Below are 25,025 nucleotides of genomic sequence, written 5' to 3' on the forward strand. Positions count from 1 at the left end.
ACGCGCTCAGGCACAGATAGCGTCGCGAACGAAATCGAGGCGGTCCTGGCCCCAGAACATCTGGTCGCCGACGAACATGGTGGGGGCGCCGAACACGCCGCGCTCCACGGCCTCCTGGGTGACCGCCTTGAGGCGGTCCTTGGTGTCCTGCGCGCCGGCCAGCGCGAGCAGGCCCGCGGCGTCGAAGCCTGCATTTTGCAAGACGGCGCCGACGGTCGCGGGGTCGTTGAGGTTCTTCGGCTCGACCCACATCGCATGGAACACCGCGTCGACGTACGCGCCGAAACGCTCGGGCTGCTTCATCTGCACGCCGGTGGCGCCGCGCATCAGCAGCAGCGTGTTGATCGGGAAATGCGGGTTGTGCACGAAGGGCACGCCGTAGCGCTTCGCGAAGCGCTGCAGGTCGACGGTGAGGTACGGGCCCTTGGCCTTGATCTCGGCGGGCGAATGGTTGCCCGTGGCCTGGAACACGCCGCCCAGCAGCATGGGCTTCCAGACCAGCTCGGCGCCGGTGTCGGCGCACACGTGCGGCAGCTGCGTGGCGGCCAGGTAGGCGGCGGGGCTGCCGACGTCGAAATAGAACTCGACGGATTTCGTCATGGGTGTCTGTCTCCTTTTGGCGGTGCGTCGTGACGCGAGTGCGGCGCCGGTCAGAACTTCTCGGACCAGGGACGCAGATCCAGTTCGTGCGTCCACGCGTCACGCGGCTGCGAATGCAGCATCCAGTAGCTGTCGGCGATGTGGTCCGGGTTCAGGATGCCGTCGCTGTCCTTCAGCGCATAGCGCTCGGGGAAATTGCTGCGGATGAACTCGGTGTCGATGGCGCCGTCGACCACGACATGCGCGACGTGGATGCCCTGGGGCCCCAGCTCGCGCGCCATCGACTGTGCTAACGCGCGCAGGGCCATCTTGGCGCCCGAGAAGGCGCCGAAATTGGCCGCGCCCCGCAGCGACGCCGTTGCGCCCGTGAAGATGATCGTGCCGCGATGGCCGCCGGCCGGCATCGCGCGCGCCACCATGCGCTTGGCCACTTCGCGGCCGTTGAGAAAGCCCGAGAAGCAGGCCATCTCCCACACCTTGAAGTACTTTCGCGCGGACTCGGTGAGGATGCTCTCGGGCACGTTGGCGCCGATGTTGAACACCATCACCTCGATCGGTCCGATGGTCGATTCGATCTGCTCGACGAGCGCCACCACTTCCTCTTCCTTGCGTGCATCGCAGGCGAAGGCGTGGGCGCGGCCGCCGTCGGCCTCGATCTGCGCCACCAGCGGCTGCAGCTTGTCGAGGCTGCGCCGCGTGACGCAGGTGGCGTAGCCTTCGCGCGCGAAGCGGCGGGCGATGGCACCGCCGGTGGCGTCGCCTGCGCCGACGATGAGTGCTGCCTTGGTGAGCGTCATCGCGTCATTCCTTGTAGTAGACGATCTGGTTCGAGGTCGCGAGCAGCGCGCCCTTCTCGCTCCACAGCTGCGCCTTCTGGTCGAAGAAGCCGTTGAAGAACTGCTGCCCCGCCGCACAGCCCAGCAGGTAGCCCGTGCCGACCTCGGCCAGCTCGGCGGCGCCGACATGGAAGTAGGTGGTGATCGACACCGTGCCCGCGGGCACATGCTTGGCGCGGCGCAGCCAGACGCGCGGATAGAACACATCGCTCAACGCGGCGAGCGAGGCGAAGTCGAGCGGTCGTGCCTGCGCGTCGCGCACCCAGATGCGGGTTTCGCTGTGCTGCAGGCTGCCGTCCCACTTCGAGGGAATGCCGCCGCTGAAGGGGCGCATCTCGTACTGGTCGAGCCAGGCCACGCCCGACGGGCCGATGCTGATGCGATCGACCGCCTCGGGCTTCGGCGCCTCGGGCATGGTGAGGTCGGCCTGGCTCCAGGTGTCGCGGCGCGCGGCCGTCACCACCGTGGCGGTGGTCGTCATGTTCGTGGTGCCGTCGGCGCCGGGCTGCGTGATCGTCACCGTCCAGTGCTGCGTCGAGCGGTTAGTGCGCACGGCGGTGGCCTGGATGTCGAACGCGCCCTCGCCGAGCGCGGCCGCGTAGTTGACGGTCAGCGCGATGGGCGTGCCGAGCAGGTCGGGGTGCTGGAGCACCGACTGCAGCGCGAGCGCCGCGGTGGTGCCGCCGAACGGGCCGACCATGTTCCAGTAGTCGGGACTTGTGGTGCCGGTGAAGTGCCCCACGCGGATGTCGCTGTGGTGCAGGGCCAGGGCTTTGTCGAAGGGGTGTGGGGTCGTGCTCATGGTGATCGCCAGTGTGCCTTCGATGGATGACGTCACGCAGTCGTGTGCGGGACGTTGGCGTGCTGCACTGCGGCAGGCGCGGTGAGCGCCGCGAGCCGGTGCAGCTTGTCGATCGTGCTCGGCCACAGGCTCTGGCTGAACTGTTCGCGGAAGAAGCCGAAGTGGCCGATGCGTCTGGCCTGCACGTCGGCGGGCGCGATGCGCTCCACCGCGCTCGGCGCGCCCGCATACAGGCTCACGAGGCTCTTCGTGCCCGCGAGCGTCATGAGTTCGTCGTCGGTCATCGACAGCGCGAGCACCGGAAAGCGCACGCGCGCATAGCTTTGCACGGCAGCTTCGCCTTCCGCGCCCACGCTGTAGCGCGGGTTCAGGCACCAGCGGCGCCATTGCAGGATCACGCCGCGCGGCAGGTCGCCCACCTTCTTCAGCCGGCGGCCGGGAAAGTAGCCGCACAGCCGCGTGACCAGCGGCACCAGCACGAACCAGAAATACAGGATGCTGCGCCGCAGCTTCGGCGCATTCTCGCGCCAGTAGCCGCTGCCGGCCGCGATGCTGACGAGGCCGTCGACCTGCCCCGGCCGCTGCAGGAACCCCGGAAGCTGTGCGCCGAGGCTGTGGCCCAGCAGGTAGAGCGGCTCATCGGGCAGCGCGGCCTTGGCGGTGTCGATCACCGCCTCGTAGTCTCGCGCCCAGTCGAACAGGTCGGCCTGGAAACCACGCAGCGGCGCCTCGCCAAGCGAGTCTCCGCTGCCGCGGTAGTCGAAGGTCCAGACCTGCAGGCCCTGCGCGGCAAGCCAGTGCGCGAAGGGCTCGTAGAACGACTGGCGCACGCCCATCGCACCGCCGATGACGATGCTGGCGCGCGCCGCGCCGGCAGGGTCGTAGCGACGCACCGCCAATTGATGCGCGCCGCCGTCGACCGAAAGCTGCTGCGTCTGCATGAAGCTGTCTCCTTCGTTGTGCCAGCACTCGTCACGGTGCCTTTCGCGTCTTCGATCAGACGCGCTCAAAAATCCCTGCAGCGCCTTGGCCCATCCCCACGCACATCGTGACCATGCCGTACTTCAGCTTCTCGCGGCGCAGCGCGTGCACCACGGTGGCTGCGCGGATCGCGCCCGTCGCGCCGAGCGGGTGACCCAGCGCAATCGCGCCGCCCATCGGGTTGACCTTGGCGGGATCGAGCCCCAGCGTGTTCATCACCGCGAGCGATTGCGCGGCGAAGGCTTCGTTGAGCTCGAACCAGTCGATGTCTTCGTGCTTCAGGCCCGCATAGCGCAGCGCGGCCGGGATCGCCTCGATCGGGCCGATGCCCATGATGTGCGGCGGCACGCCCTTGCTGGCGAAGCTCACGAAACGCGCGAGCGGCGTGAGGCCGTACTGCTTCACGGCCTTCTCGCTCGCCAGGATCAGCGCGCCCGCGCCGTCGGAGGTCTGCGAGCTGTTGCCGGCCGTCACGGTGCCGCGCGCGGCGAACACGGTGCGCAGCTTGGCCAGGCCTTCGATGCTGGTGTCGGGGCGCGCGCCTTCGTCCAGGCTCACGGTGCGCGTCTTCGCGATCGACTCGCCGGTTTCCAGGTTCGGCGTGCGGTCGGTCACCTCGATCGGCGTGATCTCGTCGGCGAACTTGCCGGCCGCCTGCGCGGCCAGCGCCTTCTGGTGCGAAGCCAGCGCGAACGCGTCCTGCGCCTCGCGGCTCACCTTCCACTGCTGCGCCACCTTCTCTGCCGTGAGGCCCATGCCGTAGGCGATGCCTACGTCGCCTTCGCGCTCGAAGATCGAGGGCGACAGCGACGGCGAGTTGCCCATCATCGGCACCATGCTCATGCTCTCGACGCCGGCCGCGATCATCACATCGGCCTCGCCGACGCGGATGCGGTCCGCCGCCATCTGCACGGCCGACAGGCCCGAAGCGCAGAAGCGGTTGACGGTGATGCCGCCGATGCTCGTCGGCAGGCCCGCCAGCACCGCGCCGATGCGCGCGACGTTCAAGCCCTGCTGCGATTCGGGAATCGCGCAGCCGCAGATGATGTCTTCGATGGCCTTCGGATCGAGGTTCGGCACGGCGGCGAGCGCCGCCTTCAGCGTGGTCGCGAGCAGGTCGTCGGGACGGTAGTTGCGGAAGTAGCCGCGGTGCGACTTGCCGATGGGGGTGCGGGTGGCGGAGACGATGTAGGCGTCTTGTACTTGCTTGCTCATGAAATCTGTCCTTAGTTGCGCACGGGTTTGCCGGTGCTGAGCATTCCCATGATCCGCTCCTGCGTCTTGGGATGCACGATGAGCGAGCAGAACGCCTTGCGCTCCAGCGTCATCAGGTATTCCTCGGTCACGAGCGAACCCGCGTCCACGTCGCCGCCCGTCACCACGTTGGCGATCAGGCTCGCGATGTGGAAGTCGTGCGCGCTGATGAAGCCGCCGTCGCGCATGTTCACGAGCTGGCCCTTGATCGTCGCGGCGCCGCTGCGGCCCGCCACGCGGAAGCTGCGGCGCAGCGGCGGGCGGTAGCCGGCGTCGGCCATGGCCTTGGCCTGCTGCAGCGCCACGTACAGCAGCTCGTCCTTGTTCGGCACGATCACGTCGCTGTCGAGCAGGTAGCCCAGCTTCTTCGAGTCGAGCGCGCCCGTGCCCACCTTGGCCATCGCGGCGGCGGTGAAGCCTTCGGTGAGGAAGGGCAGCAGGTCGGTACCCGTCGAAGCCGAAGCGTTCTCGGCCGCACGGCGTGCGATGTAGGTCAGGCCGCCCGCGCCGGGAATCAGGCCCACGCCGACTTCGACCAGGCCGATGTAGCTTTCCATCGCGACGACGCGCTTGGCCGAGTGGATGGCCAGCTCGCAACCGCCGCCCAGTGCCATGCCGCGCACGGCCGAGATCACCGGCACGTTGGCGTAGCGGATCTTGAGCATGACGTTCTGCAGCTCTTCTTCCGCGCCTTCGACCGCGCCGATGCCCGCGACCACGAAGGCCGGCAGCATCGCCTGCAGGTCGGCGCCGACCGAGAAGACTTCATCCGGCGACCAGATCACGAGGCCCTTGTATTCAGCTTCGGCCAGATCGACCGCGGCGCCCAGCGCCTCGGCCACGTCGGGGCTGATGGCGTGCATCTTCGACTGGATGCTCGCGATGAGCACTTCGCCGTCCAGCGTCCACACGCGCACATCGCCTTCGTCGCTGATGGTGGTGCCGGCCGTGCTGGCATCGGCTGCATTCGCGCCGAGCACGCTTTCGGGGAACAGCTGGCGGTCATGCACGGGCAGCTTGCGCTGCGGCACGAACTTGTTCTGCGATGCGCTCCACGAACCTTCGGGCGTGTGCACGCCGCCCGCTTGCGCCACCGGGCCTTCGAACACCCACTTGGGCAGCGGCGCGGTGCTCAGCGCCTTGCCGGCGTCGATGTCTTCCTGCACCCACTTGGCGACCTGCGCCCAGCCGGCTTCCTGCCACAGCTCGAAGGGGCCCTGCTTCATGCCGAAGCCCCAGCGCATCGCGAAGTCGATGTCGCGCGCGCTCTCGGCGATGTCGCCCAGGTGCACGGCGGCATAGTGGAAGCCGTCGCGCAGGATGGCCCAGAGGAACTGGCCCTGCGGTCCTTCGCTCTCGCGCAGCAGCTTCAGGCGCTCGCCCGCGGGCTTCTTGAGCATGCGGCCGTACACCTCGTCGGCCTTGGCGCCGGCGGGCACGTACTCGCCGCTCTTCAGGTCGAAGCGCAGGATGTCGCGGCCGGCTTTCTTGAAGAAGCCGGCCTTGGTCTTCTGGCCCAGGTTGCCCAGTTCGAGCAGCTTGGCGAGCACCGGCGGCGTCGCGAAGTTGGCGTAGAACGGATCGGTCTCGGCGTTGAGGTTGTCCTGCAGCGTCTTCACGACGTGGGCCATGGTGTCCAGGCCCACCACGTCGGCGGTGCGGAAGGTGCCCGAGCTCGCGCGACCCAGCTTCTTGCCGGTGAGGTCGTCCACCACGTCGGGCGTGAGGCCGAACTTCTCGACTTCCTTCAGCGTGGCCAGCATGCCGGCGATGCCGACGCGGTTGGCGATGAAGTTGGGCGTGTCGTGCGCGCGCACCACGCCCTTGCCGAGCGTGCTGGTGACGAAGGCTTCGAGGTCGTCGAGCACCTGCGGCTGCGTGGTGGGCGTGTTGATCAGTTCCACCAGGAACATGTAGCGCGGCGGATTGAAGAAGTGAATGCCGCAAAAGCGCGGCTTCAACGCTTCAGGCAGCGCCTCGCTGAGCTTGGTGATCGACAGGCCCGAAGTGTTCGAGGCCAGGATCGCGTGCTTGGCGACGTGAGGCGCGATCTTCTTGTAGAGGTCGAGCTTCCAGTCCATGCGCTCGGCAATGGCCTCGATGACGAGATCGCACTCGCCGAGCTTGGCCAGGTCGTCTTCGTAGTTGGCCTGTTCGATCAGGCCGGCGTCGGCCACGTCACCGAGCGGCGCGGGCTTGAGCTTCTTGAGGTTGTCGATGGCGCGCGTGACGATGCCGTTCTTCGCTGCACCTTGAGCGACCGCACCGGTCGCGTCCTTGGCAGCCAGGTCGAACAGCACGACAGGCACGCGCACGTTGACGAGGTGGGCGGCAATCTGCGCGCCCATCACGCCGGCGCCGAGCACGGCGACCTTCTTCACTTGAAATCGGGACATGTTGCTTGGTATTTTTTCGGTTGAAAACGCGCGGCAGGCTTACTGCGCGCGGGTCCAGGTTTGGGTGCGCCAGAAGGGGCCGAGGTAGCCGCGCACTTCGAGCTTCTTGCCGCCGTCGATGGGCGTGAAGCTCGCGCGGTATTCCTTGCCGTTCTCGGGGTCGAGGATCTTCCCGCCTTCCCAGACGTCCTTGCCCTCGGCCTTCTTGCCGCCGCGGATGATCTCCAGGCCCGTGATGGGCTTGCCCTTGCGGTCGTCACTGCATTCGTCGCAGGTGGCGTCGGGCTTGGTGTCTTTCTTCAACGACTTCTCGATGCGGCCGCTGAGCGCGCCGTTGGTTTCGGCGATGCGGATCTCGGCCTTGACCTCGCCGGTCTTGTCGTCGGCGTTGCGCCAGAGCCCCACCGGGGTGCTCTGCGCCATGGCCGAGACGGCGGTGACAGTGAACAAGACGGCTGCAAGCGTTGCTTTCATGAGCGGCTCCCGGTTGGTCGATGAAGAAAGGCTGTGCCGCTTAAGCGAGCGCGGCGTCGGTGTCCATCAACACCTTGCTGCCGGCGCGCGCGGTGCGCATCAGCGTCGCGGTCTCGGGGAACAGCTTGGCGAAGTAGAAGCGCGCGGTCTGCAGCTTGGCGACGTAGAACGGGTCGGTGTTGCCGGCGGCGATCTCGCGCAGCGCGACCTGGGCCATGCGGGCGAACAGGTAGCCGAACACGAAGTGGCCGGCCACGCGCAGGTAGTCGACGGCGGCGGCGCCCACTTCGTCGGGGTTCTGGAAGCCCTTGAAGCCGATCTCGGTCGTGAACTTGGTGAGCTGGTCGCCCAGGCCCGCGATCGGGTTGATGAACTCGGCCATCTTCTCGTTCACGCCTTCTTCTTCCACCAGCTTGGCGACGAGCTTGCCGAACTTCTTGAGCGACGCGCCGTTGTTGCCCAGGATCTTGCGGCCCAGCAGGTCCAGCGACTGGATGGTGTTGGTGCCTTCATAGATCATGTTGATGCGGTTGTCGCGCACGAACTGCTCCATGCCCCATTCCTTGATGAAGCCGTGGCCGCCGAAGACCTGCATGCACGAGTTGGTCGCGATGTGGCCGTTGTCGGTGATGAAGGCCTTCACGATGGGCGTGAGCAGCGCGACCAGTTCGCCCGAGTCCTTGCGCACCTTCTCGTCGGGGTGGTTGTGTTCCTTGTCGAGCAGCAGCGTGCAGAAGATCTGCAGCGCGCGGCCGCCTTCGGCGTAGGCCTTGGCCGTGAGCAGCATCTTGCGCACGTCGGGGTGCACGATGATCGGGTCGGCTTCCTTGTCCTTGGCCTTCACGCCGGAGAGCGAGCGCATCTGGATGCGGTCCTTGGCGTAGGCCAGGGCGTTCTGGTAAGCCACTTCGGTCAGGCCCAGCGACTGGTTGCCCACGCCCAGGCGGGCGGCGTTCATCATCACGAACATCGCGGCCAGGCCCTTGTTGGGCTCGCCCACCAGCGTGCCGGTGGCGCCTTCGATCACGATCTGCGCGGTGGCGTTGCCGTGGATGCCCATCTTGTGCTCCAGGCCGGCGCAGAAGATCGGGTTGCGTTCGCCGAGCGAGCCGTCGGCCTTGACGTGGAACTTCGGCACCACGAACAGGCTGATGCCCTTGCTGCCCTTGGGCGCGTCCGGCAGGCGGGCCAACACCAGGTGAATGATGTTGCTCGTCATGTCGTGCTCGCCGGCCGAGATGAAGATCTTGCTGCCGGTGATGCGGTAGGTGCCGTCCGCCTGCGGCTCGGCCTTGGTGCGCAGCAGGCCCAGGTCGGTGCCGCAGTGCGGCTCGGTCAGGCACATGGTGCCGGTCCATTCGCCGCTGGTGAGCTTGGGCAGGTAGGTCTTCTTCTGGTCGTCGGTGCCGTGCGCAGCCAGCGCCTCGTAGGCGCCGTGCGACAGGCCCGGGTACATGGTCCAGGCCTGGTTGGCGCTGTTGAGCATTTCGAACAGGCACTGGTTCACCACGAACGGCAGGCCCTGGCCGCCGAAGGCCGGGTCGCACGACAGCGCGGGCCAGCCGCCTTCGACGTACTTGGCGTAGGCGTCCTTGAAGCCCGTGGGGGTCTTCACTTCGTGCGTGGCCTTGTCGAGCACGCAGCCTTCTTCGTCGCCGCTGATGTTCAGCGGGAAGGTGACTTCGGCCGCGAACTTGCCGGCTTCCTCGATCACCGCGTTGATGGTGTCGGCATCGGTCTCGGCGTGGGCCGGCAGTGCCTTGAGTTCCTCGGTGACGTTGAGCACTTCGTGCAGCACGAACTGCATGTCACGCACGGGGGGGTTGTAGGTAGGCATCCGGGACTCTCCTGGTCGAAGCTAGATAAGAAAGAAAAACGAAACGAAAAAAGAAACGGGCGGCCGTGGCGCTCAGCGCACGGTCTTGAGCCGGCGCGCACCGCGCGCGGCAGGCGCGGCGTCGGCGGTATTGGAGGCGGGCGGCGCGTCCGGCGTGGCGGCGCGCGCGAGGATGTTGTCGAAGCCGACGTTGGCGCGGCCGATGGAGCCGGGCACGCGCAGGAAACGGGCTTCGTAGTGCAGCGCGAGGATCAGGCCGTGGATCTCGAACGCCACCTGGCGCTCGTCGGCGTCGGCGCGCAGGTGACCTTCGGTCTGCGACTGCACGATGGCGCGCAGCACGGCGGCCTGCCAGATGCTGACTGACTCGACCAGCGCATCGCGCACCGGACCCGGGCGGTCGTCGAACTCGGAGGCGCCGCTGATGTAGATGCAGCCCGAGTCGATCTCGGTCGACGTGCGCTTCATCCAGTTGGCGAACATGGCGCGCAGGCGGGGCAGGCCGCGCGGCGCCTGCAGCGCGGGGAAGAACACTTCCTGTTCGAAGCGCGCGTGGTATTCGCGCACCACCGAAATCTGCAACTCCTCGCGCGAGCCGAAGTGGGCGAACACGCCCGACTTGCTCATCTTGGTGATCTCGGCCACGGCGCCGATCGACAGGCCCTCGAGCCCGATCTGCGCCGCCAGCGCCAGCGCGGCGTCGACGATGATGGCCTTGGTCTGCTGGCCCTTGGGGGCGGCGCGGACCGGCTTGGCGGGAACAGCGGTGGCGGACATCGTGGAAGCTCCGAATAAAACGAACGGTCGTTCTATTTTGCAGGGGCTTTGCACTTTTGACCGCAAAAGACCTTGGGCCGTGCTGGGTTAATGAACGTTAAACAAAGCAAGGGGCGAGCGCCAGAGGGTCGCACCCTTGCCCGGCCGGCTCAGAACTCCTGCGACACGGGCCGCAGCACGACCTCGTTGATGTCCACGTTCGCCGGCTGCTCCACCGCATAGACGATGGCGCGCGCCACCGAGTCGGCGGGAATCTGGTTGGCGTCGTAGAAGGCCTTCACGCCCGCGGCGCTTTCGGCGTCGCTGCTGCCGAACTTCAGTTCCGACTCCACGGCGCCGGGCGACACGATGGTCACGCGCACGCCGCTGTTGCCCACCTCCACGCGCAGGCCTTCGGAGATGGCGCGCACCGCGTGCTTGGTGGCGCTGTAGACCGTGCCAATGGGCGTGAACACCTTCAGCCCGGCAATCGAGGCAACGTTCACGATGTGGCCACTGCCCTGCGCCTGCATGCGCGGCAGCACGGCGGCAATGCCGTAGAGCACGCCCTTGATGTTGACGTCGATGGTGCGGTCCCACTCGTCGACCTTGAGTTTCTCGATCGGCGACAGCGGCATCACGCCCGCGTTGTTGACCAGCACGTCGATGCGACCGAAGGCCTCGACCGTCGCGGCGGCGAGCTTTTCCAGGTCGTCTCGCTTCGCCACGTCGGTGGCCACGGCAATGGCCTGGCCGCCGGCCTCGCGGATCTCGGCGACGACCTTGTCGAGCCGGTCGGTGCGGCGGGCCGCGAGCACCACCCTGGCGCCGCGCGCGGCCAGGTGGCGCGCCGTCGATTCGCCCAGGCCGCTGCTGGCGCCGGTGACGATGGCGACCTTGCCCTGGATGTTGTCTTGAATGGAAGTCATGGGAATTTCCTTTGCGGTGTGTGAAAGAAATCTGGAGAAGTGCATGCAGTGTGGAAAATCCACGCGTTCCAGTAAATGAAACTCTGGCGACTTCAGAATTCCCCAAGAAGGAACATCCCATGTCCAACCGCCTCGAAGCCCTGCGCGTGTTCTTCACCGCCGCCGATGCCGCCAACTTCCGCGAGGCGGCCGTGCGCCTGTCGGTGTCGCCGCAGGTGGTGACCCGCGCGGTGCGCGAACTCGAGGAAGAACTGGGTGAGCCGCTCTTTCACCGCAGCACGCGCGGTGTGCAACTCACCGATTTCGGACGCCAGCTGGCCGAGCGCGCCCGCGTCGCGGTGGGTGGTGTCGACGAACTCTTTCACCGCATCGACCGGCGCACGCTGTCGCAGCACGCGGGCACGGTGCGGGTCACGGCGCCGCATGTGTACAGCCGCTTCATTCCGCAGGCGCTGGCGCCGCTGCTGGCGGGGCACCCCGGGCTCGTGCTCGACCTGCGGCTGTCGGAGCAGCATGCCGACGTGGTCGATCAGCAGATCGACATCGGCGTGCGCGTCGGGCCGATGCGCGACGCACGCTTCGTGGCACGGGGCGTGGGCAAGCTCCCGCTGCACGTGGTGGCGTCACCGGCACTCATCGAACGGGTCGGCGTGCCGCGCGGCATCGAAGCGCTGGCTGCGCTGCCAGTGACGGCGCTGATCGACCGCAGTTCGGGCCGGCCCTGGCCGTGGGTGTTCAGCAAGAAGCGGGTGTTCACCGTGTCGTCGCCCGCGTTCGTGACGGACAACATCGACGCCGAATGCGCCGCGGTGCTCGCGGGGGTCGGCTTCGGCCAGATCATCGGGCCGCTGGCGCAGCCGTGGCTGGCGTCGGGCGCACTGGTGGAGGTGCTGGCGGCCGATGCGCCGGAGCCCTGGCCGGTCAACGTCTACCGCCCGCAGCGCGCGCCGGTGCCGGCGCGCGTGCGGCTGGTGTACGACGAGCTGATCCGCCTGCTCAGAGCTTGAAGGGCAGCACGTCCTGGCGCTGTTCGCCCAGGCCTTCGATGCCCAGCGTCATCACGTCGCCCTTCTTCAGGTACAGCGGCGGCTTCATGCCCATGCCGACGCCGGGCGGCGTGCCGGTGGTGATGACGTCGCCGGGCATCAGCGTCATGAACTGGCTCACGTAGCTCACGAGCTTGGCCACGCTGAAGATCATGGTCTTGGTGCTGCCGGTCTGCACGCGCTGGCCGTTCAGGTCGAGCCACATGGCGAGCTTCTGCGGGTTCTCGATCTCGTCGCGCGTGACGAGCCAGGGGCCGATGGGACCGAAGGTGTCGCAGCCCTTGCCCTTGTCCCAGGTGCCGCCGCGCTCGATCTGGTACTCGCGCTCGCTCACGTCGTTGATGGTGCAGTAGCCGGCCACGTAATCCAGTGCGCTCTTTTGCGAAACGTAGCGCGCCTTCGTGCCGATGACCACGCCCAGCTCGACCTCCCAGTCGGTCTTGACCGAGCCCTTGGGCAGCATCACCGGGTCGTTCGGGCCCTGGATGCAGCTGGTGGCCTTCATGAAGACGATGGGTTCCTTGGGCACCGGCAGGCCCGACTCGGCCGCGTGGTCGGCGTAGTTCAGGCCGATGGCGATGAACTTGCCGACGTTGGCCACGGGGCTGCCGAAACGCGGCTTGCCCTTGACCAGCGGCAGCTTGTCGACCTTGGTCTTGCGCAGCTTGGCGATGGCCGCATCGCCGAGCTGGTCGGGACCGATGTCTTTCACGACCGCGCTCAGATCGCGCAGCTTGCCTTCGTTGTCGATGAGACCGGGCTTCTCCTTGCCGGGGTTGCCGTAACGGACGAGTTTCATGCGTTCCTTTCAGTGCATTGAATGAGGTTAGTAAGTGGAGCGGCCGCCGGAGAGGTCGAACACGGCGCCGGTGGAGAAAGAACAATCTTCGGTGCAGAGCCAGCCGACCAGTGCGGCCACTTCCTCCACCGTGCCGAAGCGGCCCATGGGAATCTTCGAGAGCATGAAGGCGATGTGGTCGGGCGTCATCTGGTCGAAGATGGCGGTCTTCACCGCAGCGGGCGTCACGCAGTTGACGCGGATGCCGGTGTCGGCCAGTTCCTTGCCGAGCGACTTGGTGAGCCCGATCACGGCGGCCTTGCTCGCACTGTACGCGCTGGCATTGGGGTTGCCGTCCTTGCCCGCCACGGAGGCGATGTTGACGATGCGGCCCTCACCTTTTGCGCCGTTCTCGCCCTGCCGGCGCATCTGCGCCACCACTTCGCGGCAGCACAGGAACACGCCGGTGACGTTGACCTCCATCACTTGGCGCCACTCGTCCACCGGGTAGTCCCACAGCTTGACGTTCGGCCCGGTGATGCCCGCGCTGTTGACCAGTGCGTCGATGCGCGGCGCGTGCGCGAGCGTGGCGGCCACGGCCTTGGCGACCGAGGGTTGCTGCGTCACGTCGACCTTCAGCGCGAAGGCCCTGGCACCGAGCGCTTCGGCCGCGCGCACGGCGGCGGCCTCGTCGCGGTCCCACAGCGTGACGCTGCCGCCCGAGGCGATGAGCCGCTGCGCGATGCCCAAGCCCAGCCCCGTGGCACCACCGGTGACCACCGCATGGCGGCCTTCGAAGTCGAGCCGGTTCATATCGTGATGCCGCCGTCGACGGTGAACGCCTGGCCGGTGGCGAAGATGGATTCGTCGCTTGCGAGGAACACCACCACCGGCGCGATCTCCTCGGCCTGTGCGAGGCGACCCATGGGCTGGCGCGCCACGAAGGCCTTGCGCGCGGCCTCGGGGTCGGCGTTGGCGTTGATGCGATCGCCCAGCGAGGGCGTGTCGACCGTGCCCGGGCACACGGCATTGCAGCGGATGCCGCGCGCCACGTAGTCGGCGGCCACGCTCTTGGTGAGGCCGAGCACCGCCGCCTTGGTGGTGCCGTAGACGAAACGGTTGGGCAGGCCCTTCATGCTGGAGCACACGCTGGCCATGTTGATGATGCTGCCGCGTCCGGCCGCGAGCATGCCGGGCAGCACGGCCTGGATGGTCCACATCTGGGCGCGCACGTTGAGGCGGAAGGCGAAGTCGAGGTCGTCGTCGCTGGCCTGCTCGATGGTGCCGTTGTGCACCACGCCCGCGCAGTTGAAGAGCACATCGAGCGCCGGCAGTTGCGCCACCACCGCGCCGATGGCCGCCTTGTCGAGCACATCGAGCTTCAGGGCCGTGACGTTCGCCACGCCGGCGTAGGCCGCCAGCAACTGCTCGTTGACGTCGGTGGCCCACACATGGGCGCCCTCGGCCGCGAGCGCCAGCACGCTGGCGCGGCCGATGCCCTGGCCGGCCGCGGTGACGAGCACGGTCTTTCCCTTCAATCGCATGGTCGGTGTCTCCTGGGGGTTCCTGGGGTTCTGGGGGATGAGCGGTGGATTCGGGTTAGGCCCGATGGGTGACATCTGTGAATCGCCGTATTCTGAATTGGCCTTACCGCTTGTCCAATTCAGGACAACCCTTAAGCCGATCCACCGCCTCGCCCGCCACCTGCCACCCGTCCCCGTGCCGCTCCAGACCGTCGAACCCCAACGCCTCTATCGCCAGATTGCCGACCAGCTCCGGGGGCTGATCGCCAAGGGCGAGTTCGACGTGGGCGCGCGGTTGCCCGCGGAGCGCGACCTGGCCAAGCAGCTCGGCGTGAGCCGGCCATCGGTGCGTGAAGCGCTCATCGCATTGGAGGTCGAAGGCTGGGTCGAGGTGCGCACCGGCTCGGGCGTGTACGTGCTCGACCGCTCGCACCGCGCCAGCGCGCCGGTGGCGCCCACCGAGTGGGGGCCGCTGGAGCTGATCCGCGCGCGCCGCGTGATCGAGGGCGAGACCGCCGCCATCGCCGCCCTCTCGGGCAAGCGCAAGGACGTGGACGCGATGACGCGCGCGATCGCCACGATGCGCGAGATGGCCGACCGCAACGTCATGCCGCTGGACGGCGACCGCGCCTTTCACCTGGCCATCGTCAGCGCCGGCGGCAACGTGGTGTTGGTCGAGACGGTGCAGGGCTTCTGGGACTCGCGCCGCGGGCCGATCTTCACGCGGCTGGGCGGCTACTTCGAGACCGTCACCTCCTGGCGCGCCGCCATCGCCGAGCACGAGGCGATCCGCGACGCCATTGCCGCGCGCGACGCCGAGGCCGCGCGCACCGCGATGCACGCGCACATGGACAACTCGCACCACCGTTTCAGCGCGAGCTGGCGCCGCGCCAAGCCTTCCTGACCTTTCGCCAGCATTCCTGCCAACGACTACAACGGAGACAAGCCACATGATCAGCACAAGCAGCAGCAAGCACAGCAAACGCACCGCCCTCAAGGCCCTGGCCGCCTGCGCCCTGGCGATGGGCGCGCTGGGCGTCACGGGCATCGCGTCGGCGCAGACCAAGCTCAAGTGGGCGCACGTGTACGAGACCTCGGAGCCCTTCCACAAGTACTCGGTGTGGGCCGGCGACGAGATCAAGAAGCGCACCAACGGCCGCTACGAGGTGCAGGTGTTCCCGGCCTCCACGCTGGGCAAGGAGGCCGACATCAACCAGGGACTGACGCTGGGCACGGTCGACATCATCCTGTCGGGTGCGAGCTTCGCGGGCCGCACCTACACGCCGCTGGCGATCTCGTACTTCCCGTTCATCTTCCGCGACGCCGAGCACCAGCTCAAGTACGCCCGCAGCGACGTGTTCAAGGAACTCGCCAAGGGCTACGACGACAAGAGCGGCAACCACATCACGGCGCTGAGCTACTACGGCGCGCGCCACGTCACCTCCAGCGCCGCGCGGCCGGTGGCCAAGCCCGAGGACATGAAGGGCCTGAAGATCCGCGTGCCCGACGCACCGGCCTACCTGGCGTTCCCGAAATCGCTGGGGGCCAACCCGACGCCGATCGCCTTCGCCGAGGTGTACCTGGCACTGCAGAACAACACGGTCGATGCGCAGGAGAACCCGCTGCCCACCATCGAGGCCAAGAAGTTCTTCGAGGTGCAGAAGAACATCTCGCTCACCGGCCACATCGTCGACTCGCTGCTCACCATCTGCTCGGGCCAGCTGTGGGCCAAGCTCTCGGCGGAAGACAAGAAGATCTTCACCGAGGTGATGCAGGAAGCCGCCGAGAAAACGGGCCGCGAAATCATCGCGTCCGAGGCGCGGCTGGTGGAAGAGTTCAAGAAGAAGGGCAACAACGTGATCACGGTCGACAAGAACGCGTTCCGTGAAGCGGTGCTCAAGGCCACCAAACCCACCGACCAGGGCTATCGCCAGCAGGACTACGACCGAATCCTGGCGATCAAATGAACACCCCCAGGCTGCGCGCACTGCGTGTCGCTTCGCCAACCCCCTTGCAGGGGGCGATACCTGAGGCCCGGCAAAGCCGGTTCCTCGGTATCCCCATGAAAGACTTCATCGCACGATCGGGAGCCGCATGACCGAACAGAAGATCATCGACGACGAGGGCCACTTCCACGCGGAAGACGAAGCGGTCGACCTGTCGGACACCATCGTCGAGGGCTGGCTTTCGCTGGCCCTGTTCTGGATGCTGGGCCTGACGGTGTTCTACCAGTTCGTCACGCGCTACGTGCTGAACGATTCGGCCGCCTGGACCGAGGAGGTGGCGCGCTACATGCTCATAGGCGTGGTCTTCATCGGCGCGGCGGTGGGGGTGTCGAAGAACAACCAGATCCAAGTCGACTTCTTCTACCGCCACATGCCGCGCGCGATGGGCCGCGCGCTCTCGATGGTCGTCGATGTACTGCGCACCGCCTTCTTCGTCGCTGCTGTCGTCATGACGGTGCAGATGATGCTGAAGATCGGCAACCAGACGCGCATGACCATCGTCGACCTGCCGATGAACGTGGTGTACGCGCTGTGCGTGCTCGGCTTCGCCGCGATGGCGTGGCGTTCGCTGCAGGTGCTGCGCGTCCACTGGCGGCGCGGCTACAGCGTGCTCGAGCAACCCGAATCCACCCTGCGCGACCACTGAGGCGAATCCCACCGGCACACAGATGCAGGCGCGGTCCTGCGACGGAACCCCATGCTGAAAATCATCTTCCTGTTCTTCATGGCCGGCGGCATTCCCGTGGCCATCGCCATGGCCGGCGCCTCGCTGGTCTACATCCTCACGAGCGACAGCACGCTGCCGCCGTTCGTGGTGATCCACCGCATGGTCAGCGGCATCGACAGCTTCCCGCTGCTGGCCGTGCCCTTCTTCATCCTGGCCGGCAACCTGATGAACAACGCCGGCATCACCACGCGCATCTACAACTTCGCGCTGGCGCTGGTGGGTTGGCTCAAGGGCGGCCTGGGCCACGTGAACGTGCTGGGCTCGGTGATCTTCGCGGGCATGAGCGGCACGGCCATCGCCGACGCGGCCGGCCTGGGCACCATCGAGATCAAGGCCATGAAGGAGCACGGCTACTCCACCGAGTTCGCGGTGGGCGTGACGGCCGCCTCGGCCACGCTGGGCCCGATCATTCCGCCGAGCCTGCCCTTCGTGATCTACGGAATGATGGCCAACGTGTCGGTGGGTGCGCTGTTCCTCGCGGGCCTGCTGCCGGGCGCGCTCATGGCCATCCTGATGATGCTCACGGTGGCCTACTACGCGCACAAGAACAAGTGGGGCGCGGACGTCAAGTTCTCGCGCACGCGCCTGTTCAAGGCGTTGATGGAGCTGGCCGTGGTGGTCGGCTGGCCGCTGCTGCTGTGGGTGCTGGTGACCAAGCTGGGCACGCCGCCGCAGCTCACGGTGTTCGCGGGGCTGGCCTCGCTGTTCGTGCTCGACAAGATCTTCAGCTTCGAAGCCCTGCTGCCCATCATGACGCCGGTGCTGCTCATCGGCGGCATGACCACGGGGCTGTTCACGCCCACCGAAGGCGCCATCGCGGCCTGCGTGTGGGCCATGATCCTGGGCTTCGCCTGGTACCGCACGCTCTCGTGGAAGATGTTCATCAAGGTCTGCCTGGACACCATCGAGACCACGAGCACCGTGCTGTTCATCGTGGCCGCCGCCTCGATCTTCGGCTGGATGCTCACGGCCACCGGCGTCACCACCAGCATCGCGAGCTGGGTGCTGAGCTTCACCCAGGAGGCCTGGGTGTTCCTGCTGCTGGCCAACCTGCTGATGCTGTTCGTGGGCTGCTTCCTGGAGCCCACGGCGGCCATCACCATCCTCGTGCCGATCCTGCTGCCCATTGCCACGCAGCTGGGCGTGGACCCGATCCACTTCGGCCTGGTGATGGTGCTCAATCTCATGATCGGCCTGCTGCACCCGCCGATGGGCATGGTGCTGTTCGTGCTGGCGCGCGTGGCGGGCCTGAGCTTCGAGCGCACGACGATGGCCATCCTGCCCTGGCTGGTGCCGCTCCTGTTCAGCCTGGGCGTGATCACCTACATGCCCAAGCTGGTGCTCTGGGTTCCCAAGATGTTCTATTGACCATGACGCCCTACATCCGACTCCATCCCGCCGACGACGTCGTCATCGCGCGCGCGCAGCTGCTGGGCGGCACCGTGGTCGAGCATGTGACCGTGCGCGGCCTGATCCCGCCGGGCCACAAGATCGCCATGCGCGACATCGCGCCGGGCGAACCGGTGCGTCGCTACAACCAGATCATCGGCTTCGCGAGCAAGCCCATCGCGGCTGGCGAGCACGTGCACACGCAGAACCTGGACATGGGCCCCGACAAGGGCGACTTCGAACGCGACTACGCCTTCGGTGCCGACGTGAAGCCCGCACCCGCGAAGCGCGAGGCGACGTTCATGGGCATCAAGCGTGCCGACGGCCGCGTGGCCACGCGCAACTACATCGGCGTGCTGACCAGCGTGAACTGCTCGGCCACGGCCGCGCGCGCCATCGCCGATCACTTCTCGCGCAAGACCAATCCACAGGCGCTCGCAGCGTTCCCGAACGTCGACGGCGTGGTCGCGCTGACGCACGGCACGGGCTGCGGCATGGACACGCAAGGCATGGGCATGCAGATCCTGGAGCGCACGCTCACGGGCTACGCCACGCACGCGAACTTCGCGGGCGTGCTGGTGGTGGGCCTGGGCTGCGAGGCCAACCAGATCAATGCATGGCTCGCGACCGGCCATCTGGCCGAGGGCGAGAACTTCCGCACCTTCAACATCCAGGACACGGGCGGCACGCGCAAGACCGTGGAGAAAGGCGTGGCGCTCATCCAGGAGATGCTGCCGCGCGCCAACGCGGTGAAGCGCGAACCGTGCAGTGCCGCGCACATCACCATCGGGCTGCAGTGCGGCGGCTCCGACGGCTACTCGGGCATCAGCGCCAACCCGGCGCTGGGCGCGGCGGTCGACCTGCTGGTGGCGCACGGCGGCACGGCCATCCTCAGCGAGACGCCCGAGGTGTACGGTGCCGAGCACCTGCTGACGCGCCGCGCCGTGAAGCGCGAAGTCGGGCAGAAGCTGGTGGACCGCATCAAGTGGTGGGAGCACTACACCGAGATCAACGAAGGCGAGATGAACAACAACCCCTCGCCGGGCAACAAGGCGGGCGGGCTCACGACCATCCTCGAGAAGTCGCTGGGTGCGGTCGCCAAGGGCGGCACCAGCAACCTCGAGGCGGTGTACGAGTACGCGGAGCCCGTCACCGCGCACGGCTTCGTCTACATGGACACGCCGGGCTACGACCCGGTGAGCGCCACGGGCCAGGTGGCTGGCGGCGCGAACCTCATCTGCTTCACGACCGGGCGCGGCTCAGCCTACGGCTGTGCGCCCTCGCCGTCGCTCAAGCTCGCGACCAACTCGGCGCTGTGGCAGCGGCAGGAAGAAGACATGGACATCAACTGCGGCGAGATCGTCGACGGCACGGCCTCGATCCAGGAGATGGGCCAGCGCATCTTCGAGCTGGTGCTGGCCACCGCATCGGGTGCGCATTCGAAGAGCGAGCAGCACGGCTACGGGCAGAACGAGTTCGTGCCGTGGCAGGTCGGTGCGGTGATGTGAGGCCGGCGCAGCCGATACCCGCCCGTCCCTGCGGCTACGCCGTCACATTGAACGCAAGAGGAGCCTGATCCATGTCCAGAACACTGCCGGCCGACAGCCTGCAAACGACCGTCACCCGCATCCTCGAAGCCGCGGGCAGCAGCACGGCGGAAGCACAGCAGGTGGCCGCCAACCTCGTGCTGGCCAACCTGAGCGGCCACGACTCGCACGGCGTGGGCATGCTGCCGCGTTATGTCGACGCCGTGGCCGAGGGCGGTCTCGTGCCGAATGCGGCTGTGAAGGTCAACCTCGACATCGGCACGCTCATGGGCCTGGACGGCCAGCACGGCTACGGGCAGATCGTCGGCGTTCAGGCGATGGAACTCGGCATCGCACGGGCGAAGCAGCACGGCAGCTGCATCTTCACGCTCGCCAACGCCCATCACCTGGGACGCATCGGCCATTTCGCGGAGATGGCGACGGCGCAAGGGCTCGTGTCCATACACTTCGTCAACGTGCTCTCGCGCCCCGTGGTAGCGCCTTGGGGCGGCGGCGACGGGCGCTTCGGCACCAACCCGTGCTGCATCGGCATTCCGCTGGCGGGCGCCGAACCCTTCGTGCTCGACTACGCCACCAGCCGCGTGGCGCAGGGCAAGATGCGCGTGGCCCACAACAAGGGCGAGCAGGTGCCCGACGGCTACCTCGTCGACGAACGCGGCGCACCCACCAACGACCCGGGCGTGGTCGTGGTGCCCCAAGGCAACGGCCTGTTCGGCGCGCTCATGACCTTCGGCGAACACAAGGGCTACGGCATGGCGGTGGCCTGCGAGCTGCTGGGCGGCGCGCTCACGGGCGGAGGCACCTGGCACCGGCCCGCGGACACGGCGCGCACGGTGCTGAACGGCATGCTGACCGTGCTCATCGACCCCGTGAAGCTCGGCACGCAGAAGGCTTTCGATGCGGAGGCGCGCGAGTTCATCGACTGGCTGCGGCAAAGCCCGCCGGGCCAGGGCTTCGAGGCCGTGCAGATCGCGGGCGAGCCGGAACGCCAGGCACGCGCGACGCGGCGGCGCGACGGGGTGTGGGTCGATGACGCGACGTGGGGCGAGATCGTTGCCGCCGGCACCAAGGTGGGCGTGGCCGTCGCCTAACGCCGCGCCGCGTTGCGCGACTTCTGGCTCAGCACGAGCGCGATGCCGCCGAGGATCGCCACCGAGGCGAGCGCCAGCCGCGGTGTGATCGCTTCCGACAGGAACAGCACGCCACCGAACGCCGCCAGCAGCGGCACCGACAGCTGCACGGTCGCCGCCCGCAAGGCCGACAGCCGGCCCAGCGCCGCATACCAGACGACGTAGCCGAGCCCCGAAGTCAGCGCACCGGAGGCCACGGCCAGCGCGACGCCGTACGCATCCGCATGCGCGCGCGTGGCGAACAGCAGGCTCAACACCAGCGCCATCGGCACCGCACGCAGGAAGTTGCGCGCGGTCGCGGCCAACGGGTCGGCCACGCCCCGGCCGCGCAGCGAATACACGCCCCACGCCACGCCCGCCACCGCCATCAGCACGGCCCCGAGCAGCGGTGGCGCCGCAACGCCCGGCGACACCAGGTAGACGAGTCCGGCCGCCGCGAGGACAAAGCCGAACCACGCCAGCACGCCGAAGCGCTCCCCGCCGCCCAGGCCCGCGCCGAGCATCGTGAGCTGCACCGCGCCGAACAGGATCAGCGCGCCCGTGCCCGCGGACAGGCTGAGGTAGGCGAAGGAGAAGAACGCGACGTAGGCGAACAGCATGGCGGCCGGGAGCCAGCTGGTGTGGCCTAGGGCGGACGGCTGCGCCCGGCACCGCACGACGAGCGCAAGCGTGATGGCCCCGGAAGCCAGCCGGATGCTGCCGAAGCTCGCGGGGTCGATGCCGCCGTGCTGCAGCGCCAGCCTGCACAGCAGCGAGTTGGCCGCGAACGCGACCATGGCGACCGCGGTGAGCGCGACGGCGTGCAGCACAAGCGCCGGGCGGGCGGCAGCGTCAGCCATGGCACGCCCCTGGGGACCGAGGGCGGTGGCTGCGCGGGTTGATTGAAGGACAAGCACTCATGCGAACCTCCGATCCAGAGGTCAGACGAAACGGGCTTGTCACCGCAGCACGGCTAGACGTGACGTGGCGGCAAGAGAGGAATTCATCGTACGCGCCGCGCGGGGCCGCGTCGAGTTCGGCGCCGCGCCGGCTGACCGCCGGCGGGCTTCGCCTTCAGACGATCAGGGCGATCGTCGCTTCCAGGTGTTCGGAAGGCGCGCGGCGGAAACCCGAGCGCGCAAAGCGCTGCAGTTGCCCGACCACGAAGGCCGTGAGCGCCGCGGCGCGCACCTGGGCATCGACGCTGGGCGTGGCCGAGCCGTCGGCGGCGGCCGCGCCACGCAGCACCTGGCGCAGCGTGGCCTCGATCTTGTCGAAGAACTGGTTCATGCGCTGCTGCAGGCGTTCGTTCTCGAACACCAGCGCATCGCCGACCATGACGCGCGTCATGCCGGGATTGCGTTCGGCGAACTGCACGAGCAGCACGAGGATGCGCGCCGCCTGCTGGCTGCCGGTGGCGCCTTCGCGCTCGAGGATCTGGTTGACCAGCGTGAAGACGCTCTGCTCGATGAAATCGATGAGGCCTTCGAACATCTGGGCCTTGCTTGCGAAGTGGCGGTACAGGGCCGCCTCGCTCACCTCGAGCCGCGCGGCGAGCGCGGCGGTGGTGACCCGCTCCGCGCCGGGCTGCTCCAGCATGGCGGCCAGTGCCTGCAGGATCTGCACGCGCCGCTCGCCCGGCTTGGGGCGCTTGCGCGTCGGTGCGGCGGCGGGCGTTTCGGCCGGGGACTCTACGCCGGGGGCAGCTGTCTCTTCGTTCTGCATGGGAGCGCGTGCAAAGATGTAATCAATTGATTCTCGCACAGCGCAGTGAGCGCGCGCCTCCTGACTTCGGAAGGCGCGCGAAGGTGCTCCGTGGCGCTCAGCGCGCGCGGATCATCGTGCCGTAGGCCTGGTCGGTCAGGATCTCGAGCAGCATCGCGTGCGGCACGCGGCCGTCGATGATGTGCACCGCGTTCACGCCGCTCTTGGCCGCGTCGAGCGCGCCTTCGATCTTGGGCAGCATGCCGCCGGAGATCGTGCCGTCGGCGAACAGGTCGTCGATTTCGCGCGCGCTCAGGTTGGTGAGCAGCTTGCCGTCCTTGTCGAGCACGCCGGGCGTGTTGGTCAGGAGCATGAGCTTCTCGGCCTTGAGCACGGTGGCCAGCTTGCCGGCGACGACGTCGGCGTTGATGTTGTAGCTCTCGTTCTCCTCGCCGAAGCCGATCGGGCTGACGACGGGAATGAAGGCATCGTCCTGCAGTGCCTTGACCACGCTGGGGTCGATGGAGACGATGTCGCCCACCTGGCCCACGTCGTGCTGCACGTTCGGGTCGGTGCGGTCGGCCAGCTTGAGCTTCTGCGCGCGGATCAGGCCGCCGTCGCGCCCCGTGAGGCCCACGGCCTTGCCGCCGGCCTGGTTGATCAGGCCCACGATGTCCTGCTGCACCTCGCCGGCCAGCACCCATTCGACGACTTCCATGGTTTCGGCGTCGGTCACGCGCATACCCTGCACGAAGCTGCCCTTCTTGCCCAGCTTGTTCAGCGCAGCCTCGATCTGCGGGCCGCCGCCGTGAACCACCACCGGGTTCATGCCGACCAGCTTGAGCAGCACCACGTCTTCCGCGAAGTCGGCCTGCAGCGCCGGGTCGGTCATGGCGTTGCCGCCGTACTTGATGACGATGGTCTTGCCGTGGAACTTGCGGATGTACGGCAGCGCCTGGGCCAGGATCTCGGCCTTGTCACGCGGAGGGATGTTGAGGACGGGGTCGGTCATGGGCGGTCAGGCTCCGAAGCGGTGGACGATGAAAAGAAACTCTCGCAACGACAAGGATGCGTGCGCAGCGGTCACGGCCGCAGCCAGCGGGGCACCTTGAAGCGCACGATCATCAGGTACGCCCCGACGTAGGTCGTGACGAACAGAAGACAGAACAGCATCAGCACGAAGGTGTTGTTCCAGAACAGCACCGCGGGCACCACCGACAGCGCGGCGAAGATCCACAGGTAGGGCGAGGTGCGGTTGTTGCGCGACAGCAGCTGGCGCGCCTCGTCGTCCGCGAAGGCCACGCGCACGATGCGCCGGAAGATCAACTGGTGGAAATGCAGCGCATCGGCCGTGCCCGGCGACTGGCCCCGGGCCAGCTTGCGGTAGATGGAGAACAGCGTCTCCCACACCGGGTAGATCAAGAGCAGCATCGGGAACCACGGCGACACCACGCGATGGCGCTGCACCAGCGTCACGCAGGCCACGGCGATCACCATGCCCCAGATGTAGGCGCCGCCGTCGCCCGCGAAGATCTTGCCGCGCGGGTAGTTCCAGACCAGGAAGCCGAAGGTGGCGCCGACCAGGCAGATCACCATCGCGGCCAGTTGCCGGTCGCCCAGCTGCAGCGCGACGTGCGAGATCGCCAGGCACACGAGCACGGCCACGGTGCCGGCCAGCCCGTTGTAGCCGTCGATGATGTTGAAGGCGTGCGGCAGGCCGCCGATGGCCAGGGCCGCGAAGATCAGCGAGGCGTAGGGCAGCACCGCGAGCCAGCCGTCGAGCGTCTCGAAGCCGGTGCGCGCCACGCCCAGCCCCTGCACCCAGCACACCAGCAGCGCCGATCCGATGGTCAGGCCCAGGCGGTAGCGCACCTTGACCTTCTGGGTCACGTCTTCGACGATGCCGCCGAGCACGGCGGGCAGGATGCACACCAGCGTGAGCATCGAGGACTTGAGCGGCCAGGCGATGTTCAGCGGCTCGATCAGCCCGGCGCCCAGCCAGGCCGCGCTCATGCCGAGCATGATGCCGGCACCGCCCAGACGCGGCACATGGCCCTTGTGGAAACGCTGGGGCATGTCGGCGCCGTAGCGGCGTGCGTGTCTGCGCGCGCGGCGCATGAACACCTGCACCGCGATGGCGGAGACGAAGAAACTGAGGATGATCAGGGCAATCATGTGTGGGGTTGGGGGAACCCTAGAATTCCCGGGCGAAATTAGACCATGCCCACGCCCCCCTCTTCACCCCACGCCCCGGTCACCCTGTCGATCGTGATCCACGGCCAGCTCGCGCTGGTGCTGCCGCTGCTCGAGCAGCTCGACCGCCACAGCCGG

The 25,025-nt window shown here is 67.6% G+C and carries 24 protein-coding genes; 7 read left to right on the forward strand and 17 right to left on the reverse strand.

What is annotated here, in order from left to right; translation table 11 throughout:
- Positions 1 to 6: 6 nt before the first annotated feature.
- From D3H34_RS11200 to D3H34_RS11245, 10 genes are all read right to left on the reverse strand, one after another.
- Positions 7 to 600 carry a 2-hydroxychromene-2-carboxylate isomerase gene (locus tag D3H34_RS11200; RefSeq protein ID WP_119553529.1) on the reverse strand — a complete coding sequence of 198 codons (594 nt, stop codon included), beginning with the start codon at positions 598 to 600 and terminating at the stop codon, positions 7 to 9.
- 50 nt (positions 601 to 650) lie between these two features.
- Positions 651 to 1,397: an SDR family oxidoreductase gene (locus D3H34_RS11205; protein ID WP_119553530.1), complete on the reverse strand. Its 747-nt coding sequence runs from the start codon at positions 1,395 to 1,397 to the stop codon at positions 651 to 653.
- Positions 1,398 to 1,401: 4 nt separating this feature from the next.
- On the reverse strand, positions 1,402 to 2,238 hold the full coding sequence (locus D3H34_RS11210; RefSeq protein ID WP_119553561.1) for an acyl-CoA thioesterase: 837 nt from the start codon (positions 2,236 to 2,238) through the stop codon (positions 1,402 to 1,404).
- Positions 2,239 to 2,270: 32 nt separating this feature from the next.
- The gene (locus tag D3H34_RS11215) at positions 2,271 to 3,179 is read right to left on the reverse strand and encodes an alpha/beta hydrolase family protein (RefSeq protein ID WP_119553531.1); all 909 of its coding nucleotides are present in this window, start codon (positions 3,177 to 3,179) and stop codon (positions 2,271 to 2,273) included.
- Between the two features lie 55 nt (positions 3,180 to 3,234).
- Complete coding sequence (locus tag D3H34_RS11220; RefSeq protein WP_119553532.1) at positions 3,235 to 4,434, reverse strand: acetyl-CoA C-acyltransferase; 1,200 nt, start codon at positions 4,432 to 4,434, stop codon at positions 3,235 to 3,237.
- Positions 4,435 to 4,445: 11 nt separating this feature from the next.
- Positions 4,446 to 6,869 carry a 3-hydroxyacyl-CoA dehydrogenase/enoyl-CoA hydratase family protein gene (locus D3H34_RS11225; protein ID WP_119553533.1) on the reverse strand — a complete coding sequence of 808 codons (2,424 nt, stop codon included), beginning with the start codon at positions 6,867 to 6,869 and terminating at the stop codon, positions 4,446 to 4,448.
- A 39-nt stretch (positions 6,870 to 6,908) separates the two neighbouring features.
- Entirely contained in the window at positions 6,909 to 7,343 is a 435-nt protein-coding gene (locus D3H34_RS11230) for a DUF2147 domain-containing protein (RefSeq protein ID WP_119553534.1), read from the reverse strand.
- 40 nt (positions 7,344 to 7,383) lie between these two features.
- On the reverse strand, positions 7,384 to 9,180 hold the full coding sequence (locus tag D3H34_RS11235; protein WP_119553535.1) for an acyl-CoA dehydrogenase C-terminal domain-containing protein: 1,797 nt from the start codon (positions 9,178 to 9,180) through the stop codon (positions 7,384 to 7,386).
- A gap of 72 nt (positions 9,181 to 9,252) precedes the next feature.
- Complete coding sequence (locus tag D3H34_RS11240; protein WP_119553536.1) at positions 9,253 to 9,957, reverse strand: TetR/AcrR family transcriptional regulator; 705 nt, start codon at positions 9,955 to 9,957, stop codon at positions 9,253 to 9,255.
- A 149-nt stretch (positions 9,958 to 10,106) separates the two neighbouring features.
- Entirely contained in the window at positions 10,107 to 10,865 is a 759-nt protein-coding gene (locus tag D3H34_RS11245) for an SDR family oxidoreductase (RefSeq protein WP_119553537.1), read from the reverse strand.
- A 119-nt stretch (positions 10,866 to 10,984) separates the two neighbouring features.
- Here D3H34_RS11245 and D3H34_RS11250 point away from each other — a divergent pair, with 119 nt between their 5' ends.
- Positions 10,985 to 11,872: a LysR family transcriptional regulator gene (locus D3H34_RS11250; RefSeq protein WP_119553538.1), complete on the forward strand. Its 888-nt coding sequence runs from the start codon at positions 10,985 to 10,987 to the stop codon at positions 11,870 to 11,872.
- Here D3H34_RS11250 and D3H34_RS11255 read toward each other — a convergent pair.
- From D3H34_RS11255 to D3H34_RS11265, 3 genes are read right to left on the reverse strand one after another with little or no spacing between them, the layout of a single operon-like run.
- The gene (locus D3H34_RS11255) at positions 11,862 to 12,710 is read right to left on the reverse strand and encodes a fumarylacetoacetate hydrolase family protein (protein WP_119553539.1); all 849 of its coding nucleotides are present in this window, start codon (positions 12,708 to 12,710) and stop codon (positions 11,862 to 11,864) included. The two genes, D3H34_RS11250 and D3H34_RS11255, sit on opposite strands and share 11 nt — an antisense overlap.
- 27 nt (positions 12,711 to 12,737) lie before the next feature.
- Positions 12,738 to 13,502 (reverse strand): SDR family NAD(P)-dependent oxidoreductase, encoded by a 765-nt coding sequence (locus tag D3H34_RS11260; protein ID WP_119553540.1) that lies wholly within the window; start codon positions 13,500 to 13,502, stop codon positions 12,738 to 12,740.
- Positions 13,499 to 14,233: an SDR family oxidoreductase gene (locus tag D3H34_RS11265; protein WP_119553541.1), complete on the reverse strand. Its 735-nt coding sequence runs from the start codon at positions 14,231 to 14,233 to the stop codon at positions 13,499 to 13,501. Before D3H34_RS11265 ends, D3H34_RS11260 begins: the two co-directional genes overlap by 4 nt.
- Positions 14,234 to 14,408: 175 nt before the next feature.
- Between D3H34_RS11265 and D3H34_RS11270 the strand changes: the two genes are divergently transcribed.
- The 6 genes from D3H34_RS11270 (at position 14,409) to D3H34_RS11300 (ending at position 20,972) form a co-directional block, all read left to right on the forward strand.
- Positions 14,409 to 15,116 (forward strand): FadR/GntR family transcriptional regulator, encoded by a 708-nt coding sequence (locus D3H34_RS11270; protein ID WP_119553542.1) that lies wholly within the window; start codon positions 14,409 to 14,411, stop codon positions 15,114 to 15,116.
- A gap of 46 nt (positions 15,117 to 15,162) precedes the next feature.
- On the forward strand, positions 15,163 to 16,179 hold the full coding sequence (locus D3H34_RS11275; protein ID WP_119553543.1) for a sialic acid TRAP transporter substrate-binding protein SiaP: 1,017 nt from the start codon (positions 15,163 to 15,165) through the stop codon (positions 16,177 to 16,179).
- Positions 16,180 to 16,306: 127 nt separating this feature from the next.
- Positions 16,307 to 16,864, forward strand: coding sequence for a TRAP transporter small permease (locus tag D3H34_RS11285; RefSeq protein ID WP_119553544.1), 558 nt, complete (start codon positions 16,307 to 16,309; stop codon positions 16,862 to 16,864).
- A gap of 51 nt (positions 16,865 to 16,915) precedes the next feature.
- Positions 16,916 to 18,313, forward strand: coding sequence for a TRAP transporter large permease (locus D3H34_RS11290; RefSeq protein ID WP_119553545.1), 1,398 nt, complete (start codon positions 16,916 to 16,918; stop codon positions 18,311 to 18,313).
- Positions 18,314 to 18,315: 2 nt separating this feature from the next.
- Positions 18,316 to 19,842, forward strand: a complete 1,527-nt coding sequence (locus tag D3H34_RS11295; protein WP_119553546.1) for a UxaA family hydrolase — start codon at positions 18,316 to 18,318, stop codon at positions 19,840 to 19,842.
- A 71-nt stretch (positions 19,843 to 19,913) separates the two neighbouring features.
- Entirely contained in the window at positions 19,914 to 20,972 is a 1,059-nt protein-coding gene (locus D3H34_RS11300) for a malate/lactate/ureidoglycolate dehydrogenase (RefSeq protein WP_119553547.1), read from the forward strand.
- Here D3H34_RS11300 and D3H34_RS11305 read toward each other — a convergent pair.
- The 4 genes from D3H34_RS11305 to D3H34_RS11320 all read right to left on the reverse strand — a co-directional run bounded on the left by D3H34_RS11305 (position 20,969) and on the right by D3H34_RS11320 (position 24,869).
- Positions 20,969 to 21,850, reverse strand: a complete 882-nt coding sequence (locus tag D3H34_RS11305) for a DMT family transporter (RefSeq protein ID WP_119553548.1) — start codon at positions 21,848 to 21,850, stop codon at positions 20,969 to 20,971. The two genes, D3H34_RS11300 and D3H34_RS11305, sit on opposite strands and share 4 nt — an antisense overlap.
- A 214-nt stretch (positions 21,851 to 22,064) precedes the next feature.
- The gene (slmA, locus tag D3H34_RS11310; RefSeq protein ID WP_119553549.1) at positions 22,065 to 22,715 is read right to left on the reverse strand and encodes a nucleoid occlusion factor SlmA; all 651 of its coding nucleotides are present in this window, start codon (positions 22,713 to 22,715) and stop codon (positions 22,065 to 22,067) included.
- Between the two features lie 97 nt (positions 22,716 to 22,812).
- Positions 22,813 to 23,706: an acetylglutamate kinase gene (argB, locus tag D3H34_RS11315; protein ID WP_119553550.1), complete on the reverse strand. Its 894-nt coding sequence runs from the start codon at positions 23,704 to 23,706 to the stop codon at positions 22,813 to 22,815.
- A 71-nt stretch (positions 23,707 to 23,777) separates the two neighbouring features.
- Entirely contained in the window at positions 23,778 to 24,869 is a 1,092-nt protein-coding gene (locus D3H34_RS11320; RefSeq protein WP_119553551.1) for a glycosyltransferase family 4 protein, read from the reverse strand.
- Positions 24,870 to 25,025 lie beyond the last annotated feature (156 nt).

The organism is Acidovorax cavernicola (genome assembly GCF_003581445.1).

Bases quoted from the DNA above. Each gene is read 5' to 3' on its own strand.
- D3H34_RS11305 (WP_119553548.1), bottom strand. From the start codon at position 21,850: ATGGCTGACGCTGCCGCCCGCCCGGCGCTTGTGCTGCACGCCGTCGCG.
- D3H34_RS11225 (WP_119553533.1), bottom strand. From the start codon at position 6,869: ATGTCCCGATTTCAAGTGAAGAAGGTCGCCGTGCTCGGCGCCGGCGTG.
- D3H34_RS11295 (WP_119553546.1), top strand. From the start codon at position 18,316: ATGACGCCCTACATCCGACTCCATCCCGCCGACGACGTCGTCATCGCG.
- D3H34_RS11275 (WP_119553543.1), top strand. From the start codon at position 15,163: ATGATCAGCACAAGCAGCAGCAAGCACAGCAAACGCACCGCCCTCAAG.
- D3H34_RS11205 (WP_119553530.1), bottom strand. From the start codon at position 1,397: ATGACGCTCACCAAGGCAGCACTCATCGTCGGCGCAGGCGACGCCACC.
- D3H34_RS11230 (WP_119553534.1), bottom strand. From the start codon at position 7,343: ATGAAAGCAACGCTTGCAGCCGTCTTGTTCACTGTCACCGCCGTCTCG.
- D3H34_RS11285 (WP_119553544.1), top strand. From the start codon at position 16,307: ATGACCGAACAGAAGATCATCGACGACGAGGGCCACTTCCACGCGGAA.
- D3H34_RS11210 (WP_119553561.1), bottom strand. From the start codon at position 2,238: ATGAGCACGACCCCACACCCCTTCGACAAAGCCCTGGCCCTGCACCAC.
- D3H34_RS11240 (WP_119553536.1), bottom strand. From the start codon at position 9,957: ATGTCCGCCACCGCTGTTCCCGCCAAGCCGGTCCGCGCCGCCCCCAAG.
- slmA (WP_119553549.1), bottom strand. From the start codon at position 22,715: ATGCAGAACGAAGAGACAGCTGCCCCCGGCGTAGAGTCCCCGGCCGAA.
- argB (WP_119553550.1), bottom strand. From the start codon at position 23,706: ATGACCGACCCCGTCCTCAACATCCCTCCGCGTGACAAGGCCGAGATC.
- D3H34_RS11245 (WP_119553537.1), bottom strand. From the start codon at position 10,865: ATGACTTCCATTCAAGACAACATCCAGGGCAAGGTCGCCATCGTCACC.
- D3H34_RS11300 (WP_119553547.1), top strand. From the start codon at position 19,914: ATGTCCAGAACACTGCCGGCCGACAGCCTGCAAACGACCGTCACCCGC.
- D3H34_RS11200 (WP_119553529.1), bottom strand. From the start codon at position 600: ATGACGAAATCCGTCGAGTTCTATTTCGACGTCGGCAGCCCCGCCGCC.
- D3H34_RS11255 (WP_119553539.1), bottom strand. From the start codon at position 12,710: ATGAAACTCGTCCGTTACGGCAACCCCGGCAAGGAGAAGCCCGGTCTC.
- D3H34_RS11215 (WP_119553531.1), bottom strand. From the start codon at position 3,179: ATGCAGACGCAGCAGCTTTCGGTCGACGGCGGCGCGCATCAATTGGCG.
- D3H34_RS11220 (WP_119553532.1), bottom strand. From the start codon at position 4,434: ATGAGCAAGCAAGTACAAGACGCCTACATCGTCTCCGCCACCCGCACC.
- D3H34_RS11265 (WP_119553541.1), bottom strand. From the start codon at position 14,233: ATGCGATTGAAGGGAAAGACCGTGCTCGTCACCGCGGCCGGCCAGGGC.
- D3H34_RS11320 (WP_119553551.1), bottom strand. From the start codon at position 24,869: ATGATTGCCCTGATCATCCTCAGTTTCTTCGTCTCCGCCATCGCGGTG.
- D3H34_RS11260 (WP_119553540.1), bottom strand. From the start codon at position 13,502: ATGAACCGGCTCGACTTCGAAGGCCGCCATGCGGTGGTCACCGGTGGT.
- D3H34_RS11250 (WP_119553538.1), top strand. From the start codon at position 10,985: ATGTCCAACCGCCTCGAAGCCCTGCGCGTGTTCTTCACCGCCGCCGAT.
- D3H34_RS11290 (WP_119553545.1), top strand. From the start codon at position 16,916: ATGCTGAAAATCATCTTCCTGTTCTTCATGGCCGGCGGCATTCCCGTG.
- D3H34_RS11235 (WP_119553535.1), bottom strand. From the start codon at position 9,180: ATGCCTACCTACAACCCCCCCGTGCGTGACATGCAGTTCGTGCTGCAC.